The sequence below is a fragment of the Paraburkholderia panacisoli genome, assembly GCF_008369935.1.
Classification (GTDB): domain Bacteria; phylum Pseudomonadota; class Gammaproteobacteria; order Burkholderiales; family Burkholderiaceae; genus Paraburkholderia; species Paraburkholderia panacisoli.
In genome coordinates this window covers 20,724-45,280 of sequence record NZ_VTUZ01000011.1, presented here as the reverse complement: position 1 = coordinate 45,280, position 24,557 = coordinate 20,724, and the positions used below count along the sequence as shown (strand labels likewise).

Here is a 24,557-nt window from a genome sequence, read left to right as displayed (position 1 = left end):
CTTCGTCTCGTTTCCGCTGCGCTCTCGTCGCAGCGGGTAAACGCTTAGTGATCCAGATAAAATGGCCGCCGGCGAAGCTCCGATTGCTGAGATGCGCGCGACAGTGGACGCCGCCTTCGACGTGGTGCTGTCACCGGTTGCGTCTTCGCAACGTCCGGCGCTCGACGCGATCCGGATCGTCGACAACCTGTTCGCAGTCGGCCGCAGCGAGGCCCCGTTCACCGACTACCCGTCAGAGCGCATCGCACGGCTCTCGCGTCGTCATGCGCGCATTTTCATTGAGCACGGCGCGGTGTATGTCGCCGACCTCGGCAGCAAGAACGGCACCATGCTGAACGGCGCCGCGGTGCGCCAGACGCCGGCGCACGTGCGGGCGGGCGACGAACTGTGCTTCGGCGGCGAACTGTGCTACCGGGTGAGCATCGAGCCGCGCGCACGCATTGTGGCAGGCGCGAATGCCGCGCCCGCGCCGGGCCTGATGCTGGTGCCGCAGCGCAACGACCTCGGCTTGCAGCCGATCGAGCTGCAGGCGTTCCCGTTTCTCGTCAGCAAGGCGGATGACGTTTTTGCGCGCTACAAGGACCGCTATCCGCATCAGGTCAATTACATCTCGCGGCGTCACGCGCACATCTTTCTGAAGGGCGGCGAACTTTACGTCGAGGACCTCGGCAGCACCAACGGCACCTACGTTGGCGGAAAGCGCCTGGACGAATGCGCGCTGCCGCTGGTGGACGGCGACGTCGTTGCATTTGGCGGGGACCACTTCGTCTACAGGGTGTCGCTGCAGAAGCCCCATGAAGTCGAGCCCACCGTGACCCAGCTATCACTCAACCCGGCCGTCGAGGAGGCGGTCGATACCGACAAGACCACGTTCGTAGGCGCCGCGCATTCGTTCCTCGATATCTTTTGCGTCGACCCGGCGCTACAACGCGAAGACGAAGTCAACGAAGCGGGAGCGTCCGTCTCGGCACAGGCTAAACGCGACACGCCGGGCGGGGCCGCGCGGGCGCCGGCCGTCGGCCATGGCGCGAAGGGCGCAAGCGCCGCGAATGCGGCGAACCGGGCGAACGGCGCGCCTGGTGTGAATAAACCCGGCGCCGCGGCGCCCGTAAAGGGCAAGCGGCGGCGCTGGCGTCTGCTTGCGGGCGAACTCGGCAAGGCGTTCGCGGACGGCGAGCGCACCAACGTCAAACGCATCGCGGGCTGGGGCGGCGCGGGCGTCGTCGCGGTGGCGGCGTTTGCCGTTGCGCTTTACCTGCACGGCTCGTCGGAGCGCGAGTTGAAGAACCTGCTGGCGAGCGGCGATTACACGAGCGCGGTCACGGCGGCAAAGAGCTATCTGGCGAGTCATCCGGCGGACACGAAGGTGAGCGCGCTCGCCAGCGAAGCGCTGCTGAAGGCGAAACTGCCGGGCTGGCTGAACGCGTTGCAGAAGGGGCAGTTCGAACAGGCCGACGCGCTGCTCAAGGAGATGCAATCGTTGAGTGCGAATAACGCGGACGCTGCGTCGCTGGTCGGCGAATTGCAGTGGGTGGGCGACCTGGAGCGCTTCGTGGCGACGCGCGGCGGCGTGGATGCGCCGATCCGCATGTATGCGGACGAGTCCACGATCAACACGCTGCTGCAACGCTGGGACGACGATGCGAAGACCCATCAGCGCGCGCTCGACCGGATCGCTGCGTACGTGCCGGTGTTCGCCGAGCCATACGCGCAGGCGCTCAGTCACCTGCGCAAGCTGGAAAGCGACGACTCGGTGTATGTCGCGGCGATCGACCGGCTGAACGGCGTGATCCGCACCGAGCTCGCGCGCGACAAACCCGACGCGCTGCCGCCCGTGCTCGACGATTACGCACAGCGCTATCCGCGTCTCGCGGGCCTCGACCGGGTGCGTGAGGATTTGCGGCAGTACACCGCTTTGCTGAATGCCGCGCTGAGCCGTCAATTGACGCCGTTGCTCGCGATGCTGAAGTCGGTGCATTTCAGCACGCCGCCTTTTCAGGCGCAGTTCCAGCAACTCGCGGCGAGCCGTTTGCCGTCCACGGACGTGATCGAGCGTCATGACGCAGTGAACGCTGCGTGGCAGCGCGGCGACGCGCAGCAGGCACTGGCCGGTTTGCAGGCGATGCCTGCGGGCCCATGGTCCGACGTGCTCGCGGCGGAAGCGGCGCACAAGAAAGCGTTGCTCGACCAGTACAGTGATTTGCAGAAGACGCGCGGCGGCAAGGATTACGACCAGCGCCTGCTGTCGTTCTACGCGAGTCTCGATCCGCAGACCGATGCGTGGTTCGTGCAATCGATCCAGAAGGATGTCGCCGCGCTGCACGACAAAGCGCTGGCCCGCGCGCAAGACCTCATGCTGCGCGCGCAGAGCCTGTGGAAGGAATATCGTTCGAATGGTTCGATCGGCGGCACGCAACGGCTCGAAGCGGGCATCTCGCCCGGCTTTCGCAGCGAGGCGCGTTTGCTGTCCGACGCGCAATCGGCCGCGCAACAGGGCATGCGTATCTACACGCAACTGAAGGCCGATCATCCCGCGGACTTCGACCGCCTGCTCGCGGACATCGAGGCCGAAGCCGATTTGCAGCGCCGCTCGCTGACGGAACTGCGCATGGTGCTGGACCCGGGACTGCTGAAGGCGAAGCTGGCATTGATCGGAGGCGACCAGAGTGAAGCGCGACAATCACCCTAAGCCGTTGTCGGAGGCGCTGGGGGACCACAGCGTCGAAGGCATCGCGATTCTTGCCGCCGAGCCGGTGCGTATCGCGCGCATGTTGATCTGGGCGATGGTCGCGCTGGTGGTGACCGGCCTGCTGTGGTCGTTCATCGGCCGCGCGGATGTAATCGTCAGCGCGCAAGGGACGCTGTCGCCGGAATCGGAAGTGCGCCGCATCTATGCTCCAATCGACGGCGAACTGGCCGACCTCTACATTGCCGAGGGGCAGCCGGTGTCGAAAGGCGACGTGCTGGCGCGGCTGAACGCGCGCGGCGCGATCGAAGCAGCCAGCAACGCGCTGCAAGCGCAACTCAAACTCGAAGACGCCGAGCGTGACTGGAAGCAGTTCCCGGAAAAGAAGGCGCTGATGGAGCGCAAGGCCGCCGCATTGAAGGCGCAGATGGAAGTCGAGGCGCGTCTGCACGAAAACCGCGTGTCGGAAGGCACCACCAAGCTCGCCGAAGGGCAGAAGGCCGAACTCGACGAAGCGCGCAGCGCGCTCGACAACGCGCGCCGCACCCGCGAGGCCGCGCGGCAGGAACTGGATCGCTATTCGAAGCTGTTCGCGCAGCCGGGCGGCGGCGGGATCGCCGAATTGCAGGTCGAGCAGAAGCGGACCGCCTCGCTGGAAGCGGACAACGCCTACCGTGTCGCGCAATCGAAGCTCGCGGAACTGGACTTCCGCCTGAGTCACGAATACGCGCAGGCGAATGCGCAACTCGAAACCAGCGGCCAGCAGACTACGGATCTCCAACTGCAATATGATTCCGCGGTGCGCGATATCACCGACGCGGAAGACAAGGTGCGCCTGCAATTGCAGAGCGCGCGACTCGTGTCCGAAGCCGCCGCCCGAATTCGCTTCGAGAACATCGACAAAGACAATTTCCTGCTGATTCTCGCGCCGGTCTCAGGCGTCATCACCGACGTCACGTCGACCCAACGCGGCGACAAGATTCAGGCGAACGCGCCGCTCGGCGGCATCGCACCGAAAGACGCGCGGCCTGTGCTGAAGATCGAAATCGCCGAACACGACCGCGCTTTTCTGCACGAGGGCCTGCCGGTCAAGCTGAAGTTCAACGCGTTTCCGTACCAGCGCTATGGCCTGATCAGCGGCACGCTTGCCTATATTTCACCGGCCACCAAGCCGTCGGCGCAGGACAAGCAGCCGGTCTACGAGGGCCGCGTCACGCTCGACAAGAACTACTACCAGATAGCGGACACCCGTTACCCATTGCGCTACGGCATGACGGCGAGCGCCGAGATCGTGGTGCGCGAGCGGCGTCTGATCGATCTGGGTCTCGATCCGTTCAGACAGGTGGCCGGTTGAACACGCTGACTACACTTCAATTAAAGGAGCGAATGAAATGACCGCGATAGTGCGTATCGATGATGAAGTCGTGGACGTGTCCGAGTTCATTCGTCTTCTGAAACTGACCGGCCAGTTCGAAAGCCTGATCGAGCAGATCGTGCGCGACAAGCTCACGGTGCACGCGGCGAAGAAGCAGGGCATTACCGTGAGCGCCGACGAGATCCAGCAACGCGCCGATCAGTTCCGCCGCGTGCGCGGCCTGCATCGCGCGACCGATATGAACCAGTACCTCGACGTGCTGCACGTGAGTCTCGACGAGTTCGAGGCGTTCATCACCGACGGTCTGTATCAGGAGAAGATGCTCGACCAGGTCGGCAACGAAGCCGCGATCCGCGATTATTTCGCGCTGAATTCGCCGAAGTTCGACTCGATCGAGGTGAGCCATATCGTGCTCGACAGCGAGGGTAAGGCGAAGGAAATGATTTCGTATCTGAGCGACGATCCCGACAGTTTCGCGGACATGGCGCGCGAGCATTCGATCGCGGACACGCGCGAAGCGGGTGGCGTGATCGGCAAGGTGCTGCGCGGTTCGTTGAAGCCGGACATCGAAGCGAAGATCTTCAATGCGGCGGTGGGCGATCTGCTCGGGCCGTTTCCGTCGGCGGATCGCTCGTGCTTCGAGATTTTCGCGGTGACGGCCAAATATCCGGCGACGCTCGACGCGGACGTGGCCTCCGAAGTCAGGCGGCTCTTGCGCGAGAGCTGGCTGATCGCGCGCGCGCAGGAGCATGTGATCGAAGCGCGCTAACCGGCATGCGCTATTCGCCCGATAGCGAAACCGCGCCGCAAGACTCAACGCAACGAAATCAGCCGAACCGAGGTCCGCAAGCACATGGACGCCCCCCAGACCGCGCCTTCCGCCGCCGAGTTTCTCGCCTCGGTCGAAATTCTCTCGCCGTTCTCGCGCGATGAGATCGAGCGTCTTGCCGACTACGCGCAAGCCCGCTTCTATTCGTTCGGCGAAACGGTCTGCTCCGCGGGCGAGGTGGCCGACGGTCTTTACGTAGTGCGCACGGGCTCGGTGCGTATCTTCACGGAGGAGCACGGCAAGGAAACCAGCATGGGCGTGCGCAAGTCGGGCGAGATCTTCGCCGACATCGCGATGTTGCGCACGTATGTTCACGAAGCGTCGGTGCGGGCGTCGGCGAAGACCGAGTTGCTGTTCATCCCGCGTGCCGCGATCGAGCCGGTGATGGCCGGCAACCAGGCCGCGTTGGCGTTCGTCGCGAGCTATGTGGCGATCAGTTCGGCGGGCGGCTTCGTCGCGCAGTTGTTCGATCTGCGCGGCAAGCTGAACAAGGCGGAGCTGGAAGAGTATGTGCGCAGCGTCGGCGTGAAGCGGGTCGCCGCCGGCAAGGAGATTCTCAAGCAGGACGGACGCGACGACCGGCGGCTCTACGTGGTGCGGCAGGGCGAAGTGCGCATCGTCCGGCACGAGGAGGGCCACGACTACACGCTCGCGACGTTCGGTGAAGGCGAGATCTTCGGCGAGAAAGCGTGCTTGATGCGTCAGGAGCAGATGGCGTCGGTCGTGGCGACGACCGACGCGCGGCTGCTTGTGATTCCGGAGCGCACGGTTCATTTCATTCTCGAACGCAATCCGAAACTGCGCGAAGTGCTCGACGAGCGCATCCGTTACGGCGACCGCGAATTGCAGCGGCAAAAGCGGCTCGAACAGCGCCGCAAGCTGCCGCTGATGCTCGACTTGCAGAGCAAACCCGAGTTCGGCGAGAAAATCATCAAGCGCTTCGCGCTGGTTGAACAGGCCGAGGAAATGGATTGCGGCGCCGCGTGTCTTGCGATGATATGCCGCCACTACAGCATCCCGATGACGCTCGGCAAATTGCGCGAACTCGCCAACGTCACGACCCAGGGCGCGACGCTCGACAGCCTTGCGCGAGCGGGCGAGTCGCTCGGCTTCACGGCGCGCGGCGTGCAATGCACGTTCGATTCGCTGCGCGGCTTCGACCTGCCGTTCATCGTGCATTGGGAGGGCTACCACTACGTCGTGGTGTACGGGCTCTCGAAGGACTATGTGTGGGTGGCGGACCCGGCGCTCGGCTTCAGGAAATTGGCGGTCGAGGACTTCGAGCGCGGCTGGAGCGGCACGTGTCTGCTGTTCACCGGCGGCCCGCATCTGTTGCAGATCTCGGCGGCGCGCTCGCCGTGGATCCGCTTTGTCGGCTATCTGAAGCCGTACAAGAAGATACTCGGCCATCTGTTTCTCGCGACCTTCGTGATACAGGTGTTGGGGGTGATTCCACCGCTGATCATCCAGAACATTCTCGACGGCGTGATCGTGCATCAGAACGTCAGCCTGCTGCATCTGCTGATAGGCGGGCTGATCATCGCCAACGTGTTTTCGCAATTGATGTCGACGATCCGCGCGTATCTCGCCAACTTCATGGTGCGCAACATGGACTTCGCGATGATGTCGCAGTTCTTCAAGCACACCATGTCGCTGCCGTTCTCGTTCTTCGCGAAGCGCAAGACCGGCGACATCTTCGCGCGCTTCCAGGAGAACCAGACGATCCGCGCGTTCCTCACCGAGTCCACCGTCACCACCGCGTTGAACCTGCTGATGGTGTTCATCTACTTCACGATCATGTTCATCTACAACGTGAAGATGACCCTGGTGTTGATCGCGTTCGTCATTCCGATCATGGCGCTGACCGTGCTGGCCACGCCGAAGATCAAGGCCTACGCGCGCGAAGTCTTCACCTCGGCGACCGAATCGAAGTCGTTTCTGATGGAGGCGCTCGCGGGCGTCGAGACCGTCAAGGGGATGGGCATCGAGCGGCCGGTGCGCCTGCGCTGGGAGAAGAAGTATGCGAAGGCGCTCGAAGTGCAGTATCGCGCGCATGCGTTCAACATTCTCGTCAGCTTCGGCAGTCAGCTGCTGAATGCCGCGACGACGATTGCGATTCTATGGGTCGGCGCGAATCTGGTGCTGGCGCGCGAAATGACGATCGGCCAGTTGATCGCGTTCAACGCGTTCATGGGCAGCGTGCTGGGTCCGCTGATGGGGCTCGTCGGCTTGTGGAGCATGCTGAACGACGCGGGCGTCGCGATGGAGCGCCTGGGCGACGTGCTCGACATCGAGCCGGAACAGAGGCCGCAGGATTTGCCGTCGCGCGTGATGCTGCCGGAGCTGCAAGGCGAAATCAGCCTCAGCGGCGTCTATTTCCGTTATGGCGAGAACGACTCGGCCTATGTGCTCGAAAACATCAGCTTCGACATCAAGCCCGGCGAGCTGGTGGCGATAGTGGGGCGCAGCGGCTCGGGCAAGACCACGCTCGCAAAGTTGCTGGTCGGCTTCTACACGCCGACCGAAGGGAAGATGAGCATCGACGGCTACGACCTCGGCGTGGTCGATAAAGCGTATTACCGCGCGCAGATTGGCTACGTGATGCAGAGCAATCTGCTGTTCTCCGGCACGATCGCGGAGAACATCGCGAGCGGTGACGACTCGCCGGACCGGCGCCGGATCGAAGAAGTCGCGAAAATGGCCGACGCGCACGCGTTTATCAGCAAGATGCCGCTCGGCTATGAACAGATTGTCGGCGAACGCGGAATCGGTTTGTCGGGCGGACAAATCCAGCGCTTGTGCATCGCGCGCGCGCTGTATCACGACCCGCGTCTGCTCGTTTTCGACGAAGCGACCTCGGCGCTCGATTCGCAATCGGAAAGCAATATTCTCGGCAACATGCATGACATTCTGAAGGGCCGCACGGCGGTGATCATCGCGCATCGGCTCAGCACGATCATGCGGGCGGACAAGATTCTCGTGCTGTACGAAGGGGCGATTGTCGAACAGGGCCGTCACGATGAACTGATTCAGCGTGGCGGGATGTATTACCAACTGGTCCAGAAACAGTTGAGTGCATGACGATGAAGATACTCGACCAGATTGAAGAGACCAGCCCGGCGATTTCCTATGCGGGTTTGATCGAGCGCATCGAGATCTTGCGCTCGACGTTGCGCTGGTCGTCGCGGCTGGAGCGCGCGGATATCGACAAGCTGCTCAGGCAAGCCACCTCGTTGCGAGACGAGGTGATGCAGCTTTCGCACAAGGAGCGCTTCGTGCAGGCGGCCGTGGCCGCCGAGGCGCAGGCGCCATCCGACCAGTCGCGCGGCGCGCGCAGGAAGGCGTTGCTCGAGCGCAGCTTCATATTCGAGGGGACGTTCGGCGACAATCCGCGTTTGCTGGAGTCGCTCGAAATCGCCGAGAAGGCGGCGCCGACCGACTTGCCGGTGCTGATCGACGGTGAAAGCGGCACCGGCAAGGAGCTGATGGCGAAGGTGATTCACGCAAACGGCTCGCGCGCGGACAAGCCGTTCATCTCCGTGAATTGCGGCGCGATTCCGGAGAATCTGCTGGAGTCGGAATTGTTCGGGCATCGCAAGGGCGCGTTCACCGGGGCGTCGAATGATCGCAAGGGGAAATTCGAAAGCGCGCACACAGGTACGATCTTTCTCGACGAGATCGGCGAGTTGCCCCTCGCGGGCCAGGTGAAACTGCTGCGGGTGCTGGAGGCGCACGAGATTCAACGCGTGGGCTCCGACGAAACGATCGCGGTCGACACGCGGATTGTCGCGGCGACCAATCGCAATCTGCGGCAACTCAGCGAAGAGGGCAAGTTTCGCGAGGACCTGTTCTACCGCTTGAGCGTGATTCACGTGACGCTGCCGCCGCTGCGCGAGCGCCGCGATGAAATACCGCTGCTGATCGCATGGTTCGGCGACGAAGCGGCCGGCACGTTAAAGCGCAGACCCGTCAGGCTGACTCCGCGTTTGCGGGACTTTCTGCTGAACTACGCGTATCCGGGCAATATCCGCGAGTTGCGCAACGTGATGTATCGCATATCGTGTCTGGCGGGCGACATGGCGGACGTCGATCATCTGCCGCTGGATATGCGGCCGGCGGCGCCGGGTTCGGCGATGGTGTCGAGTGATGCGGGCGCGAGTGGCGGGGAGCCGATCAGCGTCGCGAATCTGATGTCGCTGAGCGACGCGAAGCGCGCCGCCAGCGACGACGCCGAGAAGGCCTTTCTGGAGCGCGGCCTTCGCGAAGTGAGCGGCACGGTTGCCGAACTCGCGCGGCGTATCGACATGAACCGCTCGCATCTGCAGATGCTGCTGAAGAAGCACGGTCTGCATTCGAAGGATTTCCGCAACCGCAATGCGCCGGCCGCGAGCAGGAACGGAGGCAACGAGAACAAGAGTGACGAGGAAGAGGAGGTGTGAGGCTCGTGGAGCCTGGGCCGTATCGAAGCAGCTTCAACCCGCACACGGGTTCAAGGCGACGGATTCAACAAGGTCTTGTCGGATGAATCCGGATCTTCCGCCTGCACGACCACCGCCGTGATGTTGTCGCGGCCGCCCCGCGCGAGCGCCAGCTCGACCAGTTCCTCGCACGCGTTCGCGCGCTCCGTCGAGGTCAGCACCGACACGATTTCGGCATCGGTCAGTTCGTTGCTCAGGCCGTCGCTGCATAGCAGGAAGACGTCGCCGTCGGCGACTTCGATCGCGTCGTCGTCGAGTTCGAGCTTGTCCGTTGCGCCCACCGCGCGCGTGATCATGTGCTGCGCCGGATGATGCCGCGCCTCTTCATCGGTAATAACCCCGAGCGATTTAAGCTGCTCCACCTGGCTGTGATCACGTGTGAGTTGCCGCAACTGTCCGTCGCGGTACAGATAGATGCGGCTGTCGCCCGCCCACAGATAGCCGCAGAAGCGGTCGCAAGCCAGTAGCACGACGACCGTGCTGCCAATGCGTTGCACCTGACGGCGCGCGGCTTCGTCGCGCAGTTGACCGTTCGCGGCTTGCAGGCGCGCGCGCGCGTCGGCGATCAGCGTTTTCAGGCTGACCGGCGACGAGAGCCGGCTCAGCGCGTCGATCACGAGACGGCTCGCCAGATCGCCGACCGCGTGGCCGCCCATGCCGTCAGCGACGGCCCAGCGTCCCGGATCGGGTTGGTCGAGGCAGGCGTCTTCGTTGATTTCGCGCACGCGTCCCGCGTCGGAACGCGCGGACGACGTCCAGCGAAATTGGCTCGCACAGGTCACAACGGTTACACCGTATCGTTTTTACTGCGGGCGTCGGGGGAGACACTAATGTTCGAGTTCGCGCCGGTGTTGCGGACATCGACCGACTGGAACTGGTTGATCATCTGGTTAGCATAGAAGTTGTTGGACACCTCGTACAGGTTGACGACAGGTCCAAAGCTCGGCGTTTCGGGCACATACGGCTGAATCCAGCCGTACACCCACGGCGCACCGCCGCCGCCGCGAATTGCCGCCATCGCTTTGCGGTCGAGCGCGAGGTTCAGCGTGAGGTCGTTTACTGTGATGCAAGCCATGACGTTCTCCGGTTTTGGCCGCGCAGGCAACGCGCGGTTTAAAAGGATCCGCACGGTATGGTGCAAGTGCTATGCCAATGTGCGGCCGCCCACGGCGGGTTTGTCGTAACGCATTGATTGCTCGGCGATTCCGCGTGCTTGCCCCAGGCGGCGGCGGAACGCGCGCACTCGTATAGGTCGGCTTGCAGCCAACAACCCCGCTCTCGGAACGGTGTGCGACCCAACACATTCGAGCGGCTTCCCGACGCGCTTGTCTGTGCTGACAACCGGCGCTTGCAGTGATCCTCAACGAGCCGCAATGTGTGTCACGTGCCAACATATCGGCGCAAATTCTGTCGGTTCATGGCTGACACCCGCTTCGTTCAAACTCCCTTCGTCAGACCCGAAAGCCTTGTAGATAAAGGCTTTGCCGCACATGGCCCGGATGATGCAAAAGCTCTCGCAACAGTGTTGGAAATCGAAGCGAGGCGAGCCATGAACACCAACCCTCTTCAGACGAACAGCGAAGGCCGCGATTCCCACGAGGCCGCAACGTCCACCATCGACCTGCCGATCGGCGCGCATCTCGTCACGCAACGGCCCGGTTACGAACATCACGGCATCTACGTCGGCAATGGCCGCGTGGTCCACTACGCAGGTTTCGCGGGTTCCGCGCATCGCGGCCCGGTCGAGGAAGTGGAGTTGAGCCGCTTCGCCGCCGGCCATCCGCTGTCGGTCCGCTCAACGCCTTGCGCGCGTTATGTCGGCGAAGAAGCCGTGCGCCGCGCCCGCTCCCGTCTCGGCGAAAACCACTACCGCCTCTTGACCAACAACTGCGAACACTTCTGCGCATGGTGCCTGCTCGGCGAAAGCCGCAGCGAACAAGTGCACTGCTGCTTGCGCCATCCGCGCGCCGGCGTGCTTGCACTGGTGTGCCTGGTGAAGGCTTTCGTCGAAAGCAGTACGAAGGGCGCTCACGGTGCCGCGCAATTGGCGTGAACCTCGGCGCGAGCCGAACGAGACCGGATTTCAGGGATTCAAGCAAGCAAGGATTCAAGGAGAACATCATGGCTGCCACCGAAAAGAATTTGCACTGGGCCGTCGACAAATGGCTCGCGCCCACCCCGTCGATGCCCGCGCGCGTCGTGGCGTTTTGCCATCGCGCTTCGCATCAGCGTTATGTCTGCGTTGAAGCGCTGCGGCCAGGCGGCCTGTTGTCGATCTTCTTCTTTCGCCATGACGACGGTTCGTGGAACGTATTCCCGCCGCAAGCCGAGCGGCCCGCGATGAACGGCCATCGCCGCACCGCGCTTTGCTAGCCGGGCGCGTGCTGTGCCGCTTCCTTGATGATCCATTGACTGAACAGCAGCATCGCCGGCGTCATCGGCTTGCCCTTCAGGCAGGTCAGCCAGTAACTACCGGCGTGAACTTCCACATTGAACGGGCGCACCAGGCGCGCCTCGTTGATCTCGCGATCGAACATCAGCGCGGGCGCAAGCGCGATACCCGCGCCCTGCATCGCAGCTTCCACCATCAGACGCGACGAATCGAACACCGGCCCGCGAACCGGACGCGGTGGAATGCCGGCGGCGCGGAACCAGTTCATCCAGTCGTCGGCGCGATAGGAGCGCAGCAGGGTTTCGCCGGCGAGGTCGTCGGGCGTCGATAGACGCGCGGCGATCTCCGGCGTGCACAGCAACGCGAGCGGCGCCTCGAGCAGCCGGGTGGCGAGCAAACCCGGCCATGTGCCGTCGCCGAAGCGGATTGCGAAGTCGAGACCTTCGGTGGCGAGATCGACCAGGTTGTTGTTGGTCAGGAGCCGCAGTTCGACGAACGGATGCGCGTCGCGAAACGACTTGAGGCGCGGCATCAACCAGCCCACCGCGAACGTGCCGACCACGCCGACTGTCAGCACCTCGTGAAAGTGGCCGCCTTCGAATTGCTTGAGCACGGCTTCGATACGATCGAACGCGTCGCTCAGAACCGGGCGCAGCGCGAGACCTTCGTCGGTCATCGCAAGGCCGCGCGGCAGACGCTTGAAAAGCGCGGTGCCCAGCCGCTCCTCCAGCGTGCGGACCTGCTGGCTGACGGCGGCTTGGGTGACGTTCAGTTCGAGGGCGGCGCGCGTGAAGCTCAGATGTCTCGCGGACGATTCGAACGCGCGCAATGCGTTCAGCGGAAGATGTGGTCTCATGGCGAAGGCATAAGATTTTCTTGTGAGTCGTCTAACTTATCATCGTTTGTCAGCGGCAGGCGAAAAACCGATAGTTGCGGCTTCACACAAGGAGCAGCAATGATCACGAGACGGAAATTCGGGGCTGGGATGCTGGGCGCTTCAATAGCTGGGGTTGCGCTTGGCAGTACCGGTGCATTGGGGAAAGCGGTGCAGGCGGGCACGCCGGCTCGCGGGCGCGAGCTGGCCCGCGCGGACGCGATCCGTGAGCAGCTCGCGCGGATCGAGGCGGGAAGCGGCGGGCGGCTGGGCGTGTCGATCGTCGATACGACGTCCAGCTTGCACGCCGGCTTGCGCTCGGACGAGCGCTTTCCGATGTGCAGCACCTTCAAGCTGCTGGCGGCGGGCGCCGTTCTGACGCGCGTGGATCGCGGCGAGGAGGACTTGCAGCGGCGCGTCGTGTTTTCCGAACGCGACCTCGTGCCGAATTCGCCGGGCACCCGCCGGCATACTCGCGAACTCACCGGCGACGCGGGCATGAGCATCGCCGAGTTATGCAAGGCGGCGCTCACGCTCAGCGACAACACGGCGGCCAATCTGCTGCTCGCGAGCTTCGGCGGTCCGGCGGCGGTGACCGCGTTCGCGCGCAGCCTCGGCGACGGCATCACGCGGCTGGACCGCATCGAGCCGATGCTCAACGATGCGACGCCCGGCGACCCGCGTGACACCACCACGCCCAACGCGATGCTCGGCAATCTGCGCGAGCTGGCGCTGGGCGAGCATCTGTCGCGCTCGTCGCGAGCGCAGTTGCTGGCCTGGCTCGCGGCCAACGAGACCGGCGGTGCGCGGCTGCGCGCGAAGCTGCCGCAGGACTGGGGCGTCGGCGATAAAACCGGCACCGGCGAACACGGCACCGCCAACGACATCGCGATTCTGTGGCCGCCGGGACGCGGGCCGGTGCTCGTGACGGTCTATCTGACCGGAACGGACGGCGACGCGGCGCGCAGCAACGCGGCGATTGCGAGCGTTGCGGCGCTGGTGGTGGGCGCAACGGCAACCTCAGCGTAGGCGTCTGCATTGGCGCGACGTCCGCGCGTGAGTGGAACCATGGAGCCGGAGCCGATGCGTTCAGCGACTTTCGCCCATATTTCACCAGTCGAATTGTGCGACACTAGGGCCACACCGAAAGGGGGCAGCTGCGCAGGCGCTGGCGGACCGCCTCGATGGATACGGTGAGAAGTTGACTGTCCAGGTGAAATGCTCGACATGCTCTGCCGACGTTCGTCCCGGTAATCCGTCGGCTTGTCCAACCGTGCATCATTGCCCTCGATCCGGAGTCCGCTATGTCCGTGTACGTCCTCGCATTGCTAATCGGCGTCATCGCCGGCCTTCGCGCGATGACCGCTCCCGCCGCCGTCAGCTGGGCGGCGCATCTCGGATGGTTGCCGCTGCAGGGCACGCCGTTGGCCTTTCTCGGCTTCACTGCCACGCCGTATATCTTCACCGTGCTGGCGGTCATCGAACTGATTACCGACCAGCTTCCCGAAACGCCCAGCCGCAAGGTGCCGATGCAATTCGGCGCGCGCATCGTGCTGGGCGCGTTGAGCGGCGCGGCGATCAGCGGTGCGCACGGCGGTTTGGCGGGCGGCTGGATCGTCGGCGCGCTCGGAGCGGTGGTCGGCGCGGTGGGCGCGGTGCTCGGCACACTGGGCGGGGCGAAAGCGCGCAGCGCAATGGCGCGAACCTTCGGACGGGATGCGCCGGCGGCGCTGATCGAAGACGTGGTGGCGGTCGTGGGCGCTGCGTTGATCGTGGTGTCGCTGCACGGATTCTGAGGCCCAGAAGCTCAAACTCAGGTACGTGACGCCTCCCACGACCGGCGGCGCGAGTTGCACGCCGAGGGTCGGCCGCAGCCCTTCGGGCAGCGGTTCATGGACGGCGGCGCGATGCAGGATCAGCGATTCGAGCGCGAGCCACGACAGCACGCCGGCCCCGAAAAACAGCGGAGAAATCGGCGGAAGTTGCGCGCGGACTCGCCGTGCGGCCGGGGCGCGCTTGGGCGCCGAGCGCCGGACGGGCGTCGACAGGGCCCTCCGCCCGCCGTCTCGTCAAGCCGATGATGACAAGCGTTCCAGCATCGTGAGCAACGTGTCGAATGACAGCGGCTTGCGCGCGTAGGCGATGATGGGATTCGGCTGCACCGGAATGTCGGCGGCCGCGCTGCACAGAAGGATCGGAATCGAGCGCAGCGCGGGGTCGGCGTTCAGTGCAGCGCACAACTGGAATCCCGACATGACAGGCATCATGCAGTCCGACACGATGATGTCGGGCCGCCGCGTGCGGATCTGTTCAAGCGCGACGGCCCCGTTCGACGCCGTCATCACCGGGTAGCCGTGCCGCTCCAGCAGCAGCCGCCAGACTGTGAGAATGTCGAACTCGTCGTCCACGACCAGAATGGTTTTCATGAGCGGCTACGTGTTTCGCCGCGGCTGCAGCGTCGCCGACAGCCCCGGCGCCGCCTGCGTGCCGGCGACATCCAGCGGAGCGTCGATCACGTCGAGGCCTTGAGACGAAATCACCAGTTCGCGCAGCGAGGTGTCGTGCGCACTCTCGCGCTGCTTGACCACGGAGATCATCCGCCGCAGACCGGTGTCCGTCTCGGCGTAGCGCAGCAGCACAAGGTTCTCGGTCAGCGCCGAGACCCGCACGCTCTTCGCGTAACCGGGATCGGCGTAAAGCGGCAGTTCTTCGGTCACCAGCGTGGTGACGCCGGCTTCGCGCAGCTGATGCAGCATTGCGTTCAGGAACAGGCCGAAGCGCCCGGTGCGCAACGCCGAGTCGCGGAACCCCTCCACACCGTCGATCACGATGCGCGACGCGCCGATCTTCCTGACCGTGGCGAGCGCGCCGGCCGCGAGTTCGTCGACCGCGAGTTCGATCGCCGGTTGCCATTGAACGACGAGGCGGCCGTCCTGATACGCTTCGGTGAGCCCGATCGACACCGCCTCGGCTTTGCCGATCAGCCGTTGCGGCCCTTCGTAAAAGCCCAGGTACAGGCAGCGTTCGCCGCGCGCCACGCCGGCCGCGAGAAACTGCAGGCAAAGCATGGTCTTGCCGACCCCGGACGGTCCGATCAGCGTGGTCGTGGAGCCTTGCGCGAAGCCGCCACCGAGCAGTCCGTCCAGATGAGGCAAGCCGAAACCGAGGCGCGTCTTCAGATCCACCGGACCCGGCGGCGCCGCGCATTGCGCTTCGAGCCGCGGGAACATCAGCAGCCCGCTTTCGGCGATGCGGAAGAAATGCTTGCCCATCAGATGATTGCGCGCGCGCATCTTGTGGACTTCGATCTCGCGGGCGCGGCGCATGCCGTCGTTGTAGCGGTTCAGTTCGATCAGACCGTCGACCAGCGTGTGCTCGGGATGCGGTTCGTTGCCCGAGAGCGGCGCGAGCAGCAAGGTGGTGCACTCCATGGCGGCGACCAGCGCGTTCAGCTCGTGTATGAACTTCGACAGCGCCAACTCGGTCTCGCTGAATTCGCGCGCGCTGCGAAAGCCGTCGATGATCATCAGGCTCGGCCGGTAGTCGTAAATGCTCGACGCAATCAGCTTGAGGAAGCCATCGAGACCGTCCTGCATCAGCTCGTGATAGCCGGACACGAACAGCATTTGCTGCGCGACCGCGGTCTCGTCGAAGAAGCTCAGGCCTTTGAGGTGCCCTAGCAGCTTGTCATGCGATTCGGCGATCAAGGTCATGTACAGCACCTTCTCGCCCTGGCTTACGCGATGAAAACCGATCTGGCTCGACAGGATCGTCTTGCCGGCGCCGGCCATGCCCTCGAGCAAATAAACGCCGCCACGGACCAGCCCGCCGCCCAGGATCTCGTCGAAACCGGGGACGCCGGTTTCGACGTTGGCACGGGTCGCGCTAGACCCGGAGGATGGTTGAGATGCGGGGGTAGTCATTGTCAATCTGTCATCCAAAGTGCGGAGAAGCGACGGCGCGTGCTTGAACCGTCCGATGCTCAAACTAACTTCGCCAGCAATCGGCGTTCCCGCTGGCGAGGGGTGACACGCATCGGATTTGAGTGTCCCGGATTCTATCCGGCCACGCGGCGCTTGGCGAACGAATGGCGCTCGGACGGCGCGCTGGAGGTGTGGGGGGCGGGATGGGGAGAGGTTGTGCGCGCGAGGCCAGCCACGACGTGGACTAGTTTCTTTTCAACCCGATGTAATAAAGGCGGCAGGGTGCCGCCTCGCGCATGCAAGCAAGGACATGGGATGCGCGCGCCGGATGCATGGCCGACGCACCCGTCGGCGGCGAGACTTGCGAAGCCCCGCCGCGTCCATGCGATGAGTCGCGTCCGGCTCAGCTACACACGAAGCTGCTGGCCGCGTTCACGTCGCCACCGTGATAGCGGGCCACTTTCGGATACGCGCACAGCGGCCGTGTGCGTCCCGCGCCCCAGCCGGCGGGCACGTCCGCATTCGGCGCCACGTTGCTCGCGTCGCGCGCGCTCGCGACCACGCTGTCGGGCGCCTTGCCTTGCTCGACCCACGCGATCATCGGCGTGAGCATGTCGAACTGGTCGGTGCTCGGGCCGCCGCTGCAATGGTTCATGCCGGCAATGGTGTAAAGGCGCGCGAAGTTCGACGCGTCGCCGCCGTTGGCCGCACTCAGGCGCTGATACCAGTCGGTCGTGTCGTTCGATGAGAACACCGGGTCGCTCGTGCCGTGATAGACCATCAGCTTCGCGCCGCGTTGTTTCAACGCGCTCAGGTTGGTTTCGTCGGGCGGCGTCATGAACGACCAGGACGACTCGCTGTACGCGCCACTGGTCGCGAAGATCTTCGGCGCGTCGGTGTCCATGCTGAAGTTCAGCGCGTAGGCGGACAACTGGCTCAACACAGCCGCGCTTTGCGGCGGCGTGGTGAACGTGAAGGCCGCCGCGGCAGGGTCGAGCGTGATCGAGTTCGCCTGCTTCCACGCCGACCAGCCCTGGCCGAGACCCGCGTCGTACGGGAAGCTCGCGTACAGCGCGGTGCCCGCGCCGTTGCGCGCGCCGGAGAACACGTTGCCGATCGCGTCTTTCTGCGCGCTCGTCAAACAGCTGCCGTCACGTACGTTGCTCGTGCAGGTGGGGACGTCGTTGGCCAGGCTGAAATTTGCCTGGCATGCCTTGATATCCTGGATGAGACCGTCGCTCGCGCCGTCGAGCGCATCGCATTTGGCGAGTATCTTCGACGCGACCATCTGACGTTCGGCGGCGGTGAAGCCGGTCGTGATATCGGGCAGGCCGTTGGCCGTGGTCGCGGTGGCAACCTTCGCGAACTGTTGCGCGCCCCACATCTCGCCGATCGCCGCCTTCGGCAGATGGGAGCCGGGGTCGCCTGCAATGATGCCGTCGTATTCGGCCGACGAGCGCGCCGCCGCGACCATTGCATGGCGGCCGCCGTTCGAGCAGCCGTCGAAATAACTACGGTCCGGCGCCTTGCCGTAGGCGAGCTTGATCACCTGCTTGGCCATCGGCGTGAGCGTGGCGACCGCGTTGTAGCCGTAGTCGATGCGCGCCTGCGGGTCGAGCCCGAACAGCGGGTTCTGCGACGAGCTATGCCCCGCGTCCGAGCTGATGACCGCGAAGCCCATGTTGAGTGCGTCGTTGGTCGGACCGCCGCCGCCGATCTCGCCGGTGGCCGTCACGACATTGCCGTCCAGGCCGCCATTGGCCTGGTAGAAGAAGCGGCCGTTCCACGCCAGCGGCAAACGCATCTCGAAGCCGATCGCGTAGGTCTTGCCGTCGACGCCGCTCACGCGCTGGTTCATATTGCCCTGGATCAGGCAGTGTTCGGCGATCGGCTTGCCGGCCACTTTCAGCGTGCCGGCCGCCACGTCCGTCACCGTGGTGAATACGGTGTTGGCGAACGTGAGCTTCGCGGCGAGCGCCGCGCAGTTGCCCGCGAGCGTGCCGGGCGTGGCCACGCCCAGTTGCGGCAACGTGTTAGCGCTTGTTTTGCTCGCACTGTCCACGTCATTGCCGCCGCATGCGGCGAGGGTCAGCGCGGCAGCCGCTGCGAGCGCGATAGAGGTGCACTTCATGTTCATGCGATGTCTCCTAGAACGAATGACGGATGCCGACCATCACGCCGGTCTGGCCGGTGCCTGCCGAGGGTGTCGTGCCGCCGCCGCCCGCGCTGACCGAGTAGCGCGCCTTCGCGCTGTTGCCGAGATAGGAGCCTTGCGCGTAGACGGCGGTGCGCTTGGACAGCAGATAGGTGGTGCGCAGCGTGCCCATCGTGGCACGTGTGTCGTGGTCGCTATTGGTGATGTGATAGACCTCGCCGTCGACGATGAAAGCCGGCGTCACGTAGTACGACGCGGCGATGAAGAACAGATTCGAGCGCACGTCGGCGAGCGCGGGGGATGACGGGTCCACACGGCGGTTCAACCAGCCCACGCCGAGCTTGGCCTTGCCGAGGTTCGCGTAGGCGCTCACGTGCGTGCGAATGTCCTTGTCGGCAGCGTTGATGAGCGGCGTCGGCGCCACGCCGTCGAAGAAGTTCGCCGCCGCGGTGCTGCCGCCGCGCTGTTCCTCGTAGGAAGCCGCGACGCCGAACAACGGCGCGTCGTACTTCAGCATCACCGACCATTCGCGGCATTCCGTGGCGTGACCCGGCACGGAGCCGGTGCAGGTGCCCTGGCCCGGCGAATTCCCGGTGCCCGCCGCGTCGCGGCCGAACGAGTAGTTCGCGCCTAGCGTCACGCCCGCATAGTTGCCCAGGTAGGTCACGGAGTTGTCGGCGCGCGCGTTCGGCACATACGCGTCGAGCGAGCCCAGCCCGTAGATGTCCGGACCGATCAGGTCCGCGCCCATCAGCGCGAGGTAGGTCATCGTGTACTGACGGCCGAACGTGAGCGCGCCATAGGGGCTTTTGATGCCGACGAATGCCTGGCGCCCGAACAGCCGGCCGCCCTGGCCGAGATCGCCGGCGCGCACGTTGAAGCCGCTTTCCAGCGTAAAGACCGCGCTATAGCCGCCGCCGAGATCTTCATTGCCGCGCAGTCCCCAGCGCGAGGGCAGTTCGCCGGTGACGGCAGGCATGCGGAATACGCTCTTGCCCGCTGCGTTCGCGTGCGAAACGTATTCGATGCCGGTATCGACGATGCCGTACAGTGTCACGCTCGATTGCGCTGCTGCTGCGCCGCTGAGGGCGCACAGTGCGCCGCAGAGTAGAAGGCGTGCGGAAGCTTGCATTAAAGGTTTCTCCAAACCGTTGATTGAATGTGTCTGTTGTTGTCGTTGTTGTCGTTGTTGTCGGGCCGTCTTGTCTGCAGGCGCTCAGTCGTCGGCGCGCGGGCGGCGCAGCAACAGCAAGGCGGCCACGGCGGCGATCACGGTGACGGGGATGCTTGCGCCGATCACGGTCGACGAACTGCGCCCCATCGCCAGCAATTGACCGGCGGCCAGCGGACCCACCACCGAGCCGATGCGTCCCACGGCCACCGCCGCGCCGACGCCGGTGCCGCGCATCGCGGTCGGATAGAACGCGGCGGATAGCGCATACAGCACCGATTGACCGCCGATCACGAACATCCCCGCAAAGAACGCGGCGGCCGCGAGCGCCCCGAAGCCGGGCGCCATCGAGAGCGCCGCGAGCGACGCGATGATGCCGACGTACATGCCGGCCACCACGACGCCCGAGCGCATGCGATCCATCAACGTGCCGATGCACAACGCGCCGATCCCGCCGCCCACGTTGAAGAAGATCTGCACATAGCCAACCTGTGCGCGCGACAGACCGCTTGCGGCCATCAGCGAAGGCAGCCAGTTGAGCAGGAAGTAGAGGACGATCAGCGTGCAGAAGTAGCTGACCCAGATCTGCAACGTGGAGAGCCCGCGCGTGCCGCCGAACAGGATTTCGCCGACCGGTGCGGGCCTCGCCTGCCCGTCGCGCGAAGCCTTCGTGAACGCTTTCGAATCCGCGAGGAACACGAGCAGCAGCGGCACCAGCAGCAGCGGCCCCGCGCCGCCGACGTAGAAGATGTGACGCCACTCGGCGTCGCCCGCGCTCATCACGCCGATCACCGACGCGATCACGCCGCCGAACGGAATGCCGCAATACATCACGCTGACGGCGCTGCTGCGCGAGCGCGGCTCGACTGCTTCCGACGACAACGCGATCAGGTTCGGCAGTGCGCCGCCGAGACCGATGCCGGTCAGGATGCGCACGATCACCAGCGTGTGAAAGTCGCTCGCCAGCGCCGTCATGATCGAGAGCAGGCCGAACAGGCACGCGGAAATCACCAGCACGCGCTTGCGGCCGATCCGGTCGGCGAGCCGTCCGCCAAACATCGCGCCGGGCAGCAGGCCGAAGGTGCCGGCGCTGAACGCAAGGCCCATCTGTCCGACCGACAGGCCGAACTCGCGCGCCATGCGCGGCGCGGCCACCCCGACCGACTGCAGGTCGAGCCCTTCGAGCAGGGCGATCGCAAAACACAATCCGAGGGTGACGGCGGCGCCCGTGCTGCCGGATGCCGTCGGGGCGGCGCTTTGAGGTGGGGTCAATGTTCCGGTTCTTTTCACGTTAGTGATCCTTATTAAAATGCGTGGCTTTCCGGTTTCGATGAGGAACGGCAGATGCCGGCGCGGCGCGAACGCACGTGCTGGCCCGGACCGTCCGGTGACGGACGGTCTCGGCAGAGCGGGATTCAGATCGGCATCAGGGTCGTGACGCGACGTCCGCCAACACCGCAGCGCGCGGCACATCGGGTCGATGTAGGCGTGATTGCGCGTGTGCCTCGAAGCAACGCGGCGTCTCTCCACACGCCGCATCGTGGAGCGGATTTAATATCAGGTAGGCTGATAACACAAGCGCAAATGCTTCGGTGAAAACACCTAGCAATCGCACGGCGGCGCGGAGAAGTTAGCCGCGCAGATTCCGCACGAAGGTTTCGAGGTGAGCCTGCAGCGCGCTGGCCGCATCGAGTTCGATGCCTTCCATCATCTGCTTCTCGATGGTCTTGACGGCCAGCTCGCACTCGCGCAGCACCGCACGTCCTTCGTCCGTCAATTGCAGCAGCACGATGCGGCCGTGGGTCGGGTCAGGTTCGCGGCTGACCCAGTTGCGGCTCGCCATCGCGTTCATCACCTCATTGGCCGATTGCGGCGTGATGAACGAGCGTTCGGCGACTTGCGCATTCGACGCCTGGCCCTTCGCTTCGAGCACGGAGAGCGCGGTGAATTGCGCGAGCGTGAGACCGAGCGGCGCGAGCGCTTCGCTCATGCGGCGCCGCAGGATGCGATCGAGGCTGCCGATCACATAGGTCAGGCGCAGGCTGGAACGGCGGGTGCGTGCGGCAGTGGGCTCGGCGGCTGGTTTTTGATTTTTGCTCATGATGGACAGGAGATTCGGTCTATCCCGCATCTTAGCGCGCCGCGCGTTCAGTATCGCCGCTAGGGGTTTGCACCGAGCCTGCGGATTTCCGCTTTACATATCAGGCAACCTGATATTAAATAAGTCCATCAGGCCGCTGCCGCGGTCGACGTTCACGGAGAAAGCAGATGAGTTACGAAGGTCGTTGGAAAACCGTCAAGGTCGATGTCGTCGAAGGAATCGCGTGGGTCACGTTGAATCGTCCCGAGAAGCGCAACGCGATGAGCCCAACGCTGAACAAGGAAATGATCGAGGTGCTCGAAGCGGTCGAGCTCGACGCCGAAGCGCAGGTTCTCGTGCTGACCGGCGAGGGCGATGCGTGGACCGCGGGCATGGACCTGAAGGAGTACTTCCGCGAAGTGGACGCGGGCCCGGAAATCCTGCAGGAAAAGATTCGCCGCGACGCGTCGCGCTGGCAATGGCAATTGCTGCGCATGTATGCGAAGCCGACCATCGCGATGGTCAACGGCTGGTGCTTCGGCGGCGGCTTCTCGCCGCTGGTGGCGTGCGATCTCGCGATCGCCGCGGACGAGGCGGTGTTCGGGCTCTCCGAAATCAACTGGGGCATTCCGCCGGGCAACCTGGTGAGCAAGGCGATGGCCGACACGGTCGGGCATCGTCAGGCGCTGTACTACATCATGACGGGCGAGACCTTCACGGGGCAGGAAGCGGCGCAAATGGGCCTCGTCAATAAGAGCGTGCCACGCGCCGAGTTGCGCGAAGTGACGCGCGCGCTCGCCGGCAAGCTGCTGGAGAAGAACCCGGTAGTGTTGCGCGCCGCCAAGCATGGCTTCAAGCGGTCGCGCGAATTGACGTGGGACCAGAACGAAGACTATCTGTACGCGAAGCTCGACCAGGCGCAGCTGCGCGATCCCGAGCATGGCCGCGAACAGGGCCTGAAGCAGTTCCTCGACGACAAGGCGATCAAGCCGGGTCTGCAAACCTACAAGCGCTGAGCCGTCGCGCAACCCAGGTAAGAACGATACAGACAGGCGGGAGACGACAGACATGCATGAAGTGACTTTGTTGATCGGCGGCGAGAGCCGCGGCGCGTCGGATGGCAAGACCTTCGAGCGGATCAATCCGGCGAACGGCCAGGCCGCTTCGCGCGCGGCCGCCGCGACGCTGGCCGATGCCGACGCGGCAGTCGAAGCCGCGGCGCGCGCGTTTCCGGCATGGTCGGCGCTGGCGCCCACCGAGCGCCGCAAGCGTCTGCTGGCAGCGGCCGACCTGATGGATGCGCGCACCGCGCAGTTCATCGAAACCGGCATGGCCGAAACCGGCGCGATGCCGAACTGGTACGGCTTCAACGTGATGCTTGCGGCCAACATGCTGCGCGAAGCCGCCGCGATGACCACGCAGATCGACGGCGACGTGATCCCGTCCGACGTGCCAGGCAGTCTCGCGATGGCGGTGCGCCAGCCGTGCGGCGTGGTGCTCGGCATTGCGCCGTGGAACGCGCCGGTGATCCTCGGCACACGGGCGCTCGCGATGCCGCTCGCGTGCGGCAACACGGTCGTGTTCAAGGCATCCGAAGCTTGTCCGGGCGTGCATCGGCTGATTGGCAGCGTGTTGCACGAAGCCGGTCTCGGCGACGGCGTGGTGAACGTCATCACGCATGCCGCTGAAGACGCGCCGGCGATCGTCGAACGGTTGATCGCGCATCCGGCGGTGCGGCGCGTCAACTTCACCGGTTCGACGCGCGTCGGCCGCATCGTCGCGCAACACGCGGCGCAGCACCTGAAGCCGGCATTGCTCGAACTCGGCGGCAAGGCTCCGGTGCTCGTGCTCGACGACGCGGATCTGGATGCGGCCGTGGCCGGCATCGCGTTCGGCGCGTTCTTCAACCAGGGGCAAATCTGCATGTCGACGGAGCGGGTGATCGTCGACCGCAAGATTGCCGACGCGCTGGTGGAGAAGCTCGCGGCGAAGGCGCGCACCTTGAAGGCGGGCGACCCGGCCGCCGCGGGCTCGGTGCTCGGCGTGCTCGAAAGCGAGGCGTCGGCGCGCCGCATCAAGGCGCTGGTCGACGACGCCCGTAACAAGGGCGCGCGCTTGCCGGTCGGCTGCACGGTCGAGGGCGCGGTGATGCAGCCGGTGATCGTCGACGGCATCACGCCTGAAATGAAGCTGTATGCGGACGAATCCTTCGGCCCGGTGGTCACGGTGCAGCGCGTGGACGGCGATGAAGAAGCGCTTCGGGTTGCTAACGATAGCGAGTACGGGTTGTCTGCCGCCGTGTTCAGCCGCGACGTGTCGCGTGCGTTGAACGTGGCGAAGCGCATCGAGTCGGGCATCTGCCATATCAACGGTCCGACCGTGCACGACGAAGCGCAGATGCCGTTCGGCGGCGTGAAGAAGAGCGGCTATGGGCGCTTCGGCAGCAAGGCGTCGATTGCCGAGTTTACCGATCTGCGCTGGATCACGATTCAGACCGGACCGCGTCACTATCCGATCTGACTGTGCGGGGTGGTTAGCGCCTCGTGCCTCGCGCCAGTTCAGTGCAGTAGAGAAGGTTGTTCCGCCGCGCAGAG

General features: G+C 64.7%; 20 protein-coding genes and 1 pseudogene. 11 read left to right on the top strand and 10 right to left on the bottom strand.

What is annotated here, in order from left to right; translation table 11 throughout:
* Positions 1-61 precede the first annotated feature (61 nt).
* The 5 genes from FVF58_RS17890 (at position 62) to FVF58_RS17870 (ending at position 9,329) form a co-directional block, all read left to right on the top strand.
* Complete coding sequence (locus FVF58_RS17890; RefSeq protein WP_149671212.1) at positions 62-2,689, top strand: FHA domain-containing protein; 2,628 nt, start codon at positions 62-64, stop codon at positions 2,687-2,689.
* The gene (locus FVF58_RS17885) at positions 2,667-4,040 is read left to right on the top strand and encodes a beta-barrel domain-containing protein (RefSeq protein WP_149671211.1); all 1,374 of its coding nucleotides are present in this window, start codon (positions 2,667-2,669) and stop codon (positions 4,038-4,040) included. Before FVF58_RS17890 ends, FVF58_RS17885 begins: the two co-directional genes overlap by 23 nt.
* Before the next feature lie 37 nt (positions 4,041-4,077).
* Positions 4,078-4,830 (top strand): peptidylprolyl isomerase, encoded by a 753-nt coding sequence (locus FVF58_RS17880; protein ID WP_149671210.1) that lies wholly within the window; start codon positions 4,078-4,080, stop codon positions 4,828-4,830.
* An 84-nt stretch (positions 4,831-4,914) separates the two neighbouring features.
* Complete coding sequence (locus FVF58_RS17875) at positions 4,915-7,971, top strand: peptidase domain-containing ABC transporter (protein ID WP_149671209.1); 3,057 nt, start codon at positions 4,915-4,917, stop codon at positions 7,969-7,971.
* A gap of 2 nt (positions 7,972-7,973) precedes the next feature.
* Positions 7,974-9,329, top strand: a complete 1,356-nt coding sequence (locus tag FVF58_RS17870; protein ID WP_149671208.1) for a sigma-54 interaction domain-containing protein — start codon at positions 7,974-7,976, stop codon at positions 9,327-9,329.
* 50 nt (positions 9,330-9,379) lie between these two features.
* Here FVF58_RS17870 and FVF58_RS17865 read toward each other — a convergent pair whose 3' ends face one another.
* Both FVF58_RS17865 and FVF58_RS17860 read right to left on the bottom strand, forming a co-directional pair.
* Positions 9,380-10,150: a PP2C family protein-serine/threonine phosphatase gene (locus FVF58_RS17865; RefSeq protein WP_149671207.1), complete on the bottom strand. Its 771-nt coding sequence runs from the start codon at positions 10,148-10,150 to the stop codon at positions 9,380-9,382.
* 5 nt (positions 10,151-10,155) lie between these two features.
* The gene (locus tag FVF58_RS17860) at positions 10,156-10,443 is read right to left on the bottom strand and encodes a hypothetical protein (protein WP_149671206.1); all 288 of its coding nucleotides are present in this window, start codon (positions 10,441-10,443) and stop codon (positions 10,156-10,158) included.
* Positions 10,444-10,917: 474 nt separating this feature from the next.
* Here FVF58_RS17860 and FVF58_RS17855 point away from each other — a divergent pair, with 474 nt between their 5' ends.
* A complete protein-coding gene (locus FVF58_RS17855; RefSeq protein WP_149671205.1) occupies positions 10,918-11,421 on the top strand; it encodes a lecithin retinol acyltransferase family protein in 504 nt (167 codons plus the stop codon).
* A 68-nt stretch (positions 11,422-11,489) separates the two neighbouring features.
* Positions 11,490-11,741 (top strand): hypothetical protein, encoded by a 252-nt coding sequence (locus tag FVF58_RS17850; protein ID WP_149671204.1) that lies wholly within the window; start codon positions 11,490-11,492, stop codon positions 11,739-11,741.
* Here the strand turns inward: FVF58_RS17850 and FVF58_RS17845 are convergent.
* Complete coding sequence (locus FVF58_RS17845) at positions 11,738-12,616, bottom strand: LysR family transcriptional regulator (RefSeq protein WP_149671203.1); 879 nt, start codon at positions 12,614-12,616, stop codon at positions 11,738-11,740. The genes FVF58_RS17850 and FVF58_RS17845 overlap by 4 nt on opposite strands.
* Before the next feature lie 99 nt (positions 12,617-12,715).
* Between FVF58_RS17845 and bla the strand changes: the two genes are divergently transcribed.
* Both bla and FVF58_RS17835 read left to right on the top strand, forming a co-directional pair.
* Complete coding sequence (gene bla, locus FVF58_RS17840) at positions 12,716-13,663, top strand: class A beta-lactamase (RefSeq protein WP_149671202.1); 948 nt, start codon at positions 12,716-12,718, stop codon at positions 13,661-13,663.
* A gap of 275 nt (positions 13,664-13,938) precedes the next feature.
* Positions 13,939-14,430, top strand: a complete 492-nt coding sequence (locus FVF58_RS17835; RefSeq protein WP_149671201.1) for a DUF4126 family protein — start codon at positions 13,939-13,941, stop codon at positions 14,428-14,430.
* A 9-nt stretch (positions 14,431-14,439) separates the two neighbouring features.
* On the opposite strand, the pseudogene FVF58_RS17830 reads toward FVF58_RS17835, so the two are convergent.
* From FVF58_RS17830 to FVF58_RS17800, 7 genes and pseudogenes are all read right to left on the bottom strand, one after another.
* Positions 14,440-14,601 (bottom strand): annotated as a pseudogene (locus FVF58_RS17830) (SLAC1 family transporter); the annotation flags it as partial.
* A 102-nt stretch (positions 14,602-14,703) separates the two neighbouring features.
* A complete protein-coding gene (locus FVF58_RS17825; RefSeq protein ID WP_149671200.1) occupies positions 14,704-15,060 on the bottom strand; it encodes a response regulator in 357 nt (118 codons plus the stop codon).
* A 6-nt stretch (positions 15,061-15,066) separates the two neighbouring features.
* A complete protein-coding gene (locus FVF58_RS17820) occupies positions 15,067-16,557 on the bottom strand; it encodes an ATPase domain-containing protein (RefSeq protein WP_149671199.1) in 1,491 nt (496 codons plus the stop codon).
* 403 nt (positions 16,558-16,960) lie between these two features.
* On the bottom strand, positions 16,961-18,688 hold the full coding sequence (locus tag FVF58_RS17815) for a tannase/feruloyl esterase family alpha/beta hydrolase (protein WP_188130858.1): 1,728 nt from the start codon (positions 18,686-18,688) through the stop codon (positions 16,961-16,963).
* Positions 18,689-18,704: 16 nt separating this feature from the next.
* Positions 18,705-19,844, bottom strand: coding sequence for a porin (locus tag FVF58_RS17810; protein WP_149671197.1), 1,140 nt, complete (start codon positions 19,842-19,844; stop codon positions 18,705-18,707).
* 84 nt (positions 19,845-19,928) lie between these two features.
* Positions 19,929-21,155 carry a 3-(3-hydroxy-phenyl)propionate transporter MhpT gene (mhpT, locus tag FVF58_RS17805; RefSeq protein ID WP_149671413.1) on the bottom strand — a complete coding sequence of 409 codons (1,227 nt, stop codon included), beginning with the start codon at positions 21,153-21,155 and terminating at the stop codon, positions 19,929-19,931.
* Positions 21,156-21,513: 358 nt separating this feature from the next.
* Entirely contained in the window at positions 21,514-22,014 is a 501-nt protein-coding gene (locus FVF58_RS17800; protein WP_149671196.1) for a MarR family winged helix-turn-helix transcriptional regulator, read from the bottom strand.
* Positions 22,015-22,151: 137 nt separating this feature from the next.
* Here FVF58_RS17800 and FVF58_RS17795 point away from each other — a divergent pair, with 137 nt between their 5' ends.
* Together FVF58_RS17795 and FVF58_RS17790 are read left to right on the top strand one after the other, a co-directional pair.
* Positions 22,152-22,979, top strand: a complete 828-nt coding sequence (locus FVF58_RS17795) for a p-hydroxycinnamoyl CoA hydratase/lyase (RefSeq protein WP_149671195.1) — start codon at positions 22,152-22,154, stop codon at positions 22,977-22,979.
* Between the two features lie 52 nt (positions 22,980-23,031).
* The gene (locus FVF58_RS17790; RefSeq protein ID WP_149671194.1) at positions 23,032-24,483 is read left to right on the top strand and encodes an aldehyde dehydrogenase; all 1,452 of its coding nucleotides are present in this window, start codon (positions 23,032-23,034) and stop codon (positions 24,481-24,483) included.
* Positions 24,484-24,557 lie beyond the last annotated feature (74 nt).

Coding starts and splice junctions, on each gene's coding strand:
- FVF58_RS17860 (WP_149671206.1), bottom strand. CDS start 10,443: ATGGCTTGCATCACAGTAAACGACCTCACGCTGAACCTCGCGCTCGAC.
- FVF58_RS17825 (WP_149671200.1), bottom strand. CDS start 15,060: ATGAAAACCATTCTGGTCGTGGACGACGAGTTCGACATTCTCACAGTC.
- FVF58_RS17810 (WP_149671197.1), bottom strand. CDS start 19,844: ATGCAAGCTTCCGCACGCCTTCTACTCTGCGGCGCACTGTGCGCCCTC.
- FVF58_RS17875 (WP_149671209.1), top strand. CDS start 4,915: ATGGACGCCCCCCAGACCGCGCCTTCCGCCGCCGAGTTTCTCGCCTCG.
- FVF58_RS17820 (WP_149671199.1), bottom strand. CDS start 16,557: ATGACTACCCCCGCATCTCAACCATCCTCCGGGTCTAGCGCGACCCGT.
- FVF58_RS17795 (WP_149671195.1), top strand. CDS start 22,152: ATGAGTTACGAAGGTCGTTGGAAAACCGTCAAGGTCGATGTCGTCGAA.
- bla (WP_149671202.1), top strand. CDS start 12,716: ATGATCACGAGACGGAAATTCGGGGCTGGGATGCTGGGCGCTTCAATA.
- FVF58_RS17800 (WP_149671196.1), bottom strand. CDS start 22,014: ATGCGGGATAGACCGAATCTCCTGTCCATCATGAGCAAAAATCAAAAA.
- FVF58_RS17890 (WP_149671212.1), top strand. CDS start 62: ATGGCCGCCGGCGAAGCTCCGATTGCTGAGATGCGCGCGACAGTGGAC.
- FVF58_RS17835 (WP_149671201.1), top strand. CDS start 13,939: ATGTCCGTGTACGTCCTCGCATTGCTAATCGGCGTCATCGCCGGCCTT.
- FVF58_RS17880 (WP_149671210.1), top strand. CDS start 4,078: ATGACCGCGATAGTGCGTATCGATGATGAAGTCGTGGACGTGTCCGAG.
- FVF58_RS17870 (WP_149671208.1), top strand. CDS start 7,974: ATGAAGATACTCGACCAGATTGAAGAGACCAGCCCGGCGATTTCCTAT.
- FVF58_RS17790 (WP_149671194.1), top strand. CDS start 23,032: ATGCATGAAGTGACTTTGTTGATCGGCGGCGAGAGCCGCGGCGCGTCG.
- FVF58_RS17850 (WP_149671204.1), top strand. CDS start 11,490: ATGGCTGCCACCGAAAAGAATTTGCACTGGGCCGTCGACAAATGGCTC.
- FVF58_RS17815 (WP_188130858.1), bottom strand. CDS start 18,688: ATGAAGTGCACCTCTATCGCGCTCGCAGCGGCTGCCGCGCTGACCCTC.
- FVF58_RS17855 (WP_149671205.1), top strand. CDS start 10,918: ATGAACACCAACCCTCTTCAGACGAACAGCGAAGGCCGCGATTCCCAC.
- FVF58_RS17845 (WP_149671203.1), bottom strand. CDS start 12,616: ATGAGACCACATCTTCCGCTGAACGCATTGCGCGCGTTCGAATCGTCC.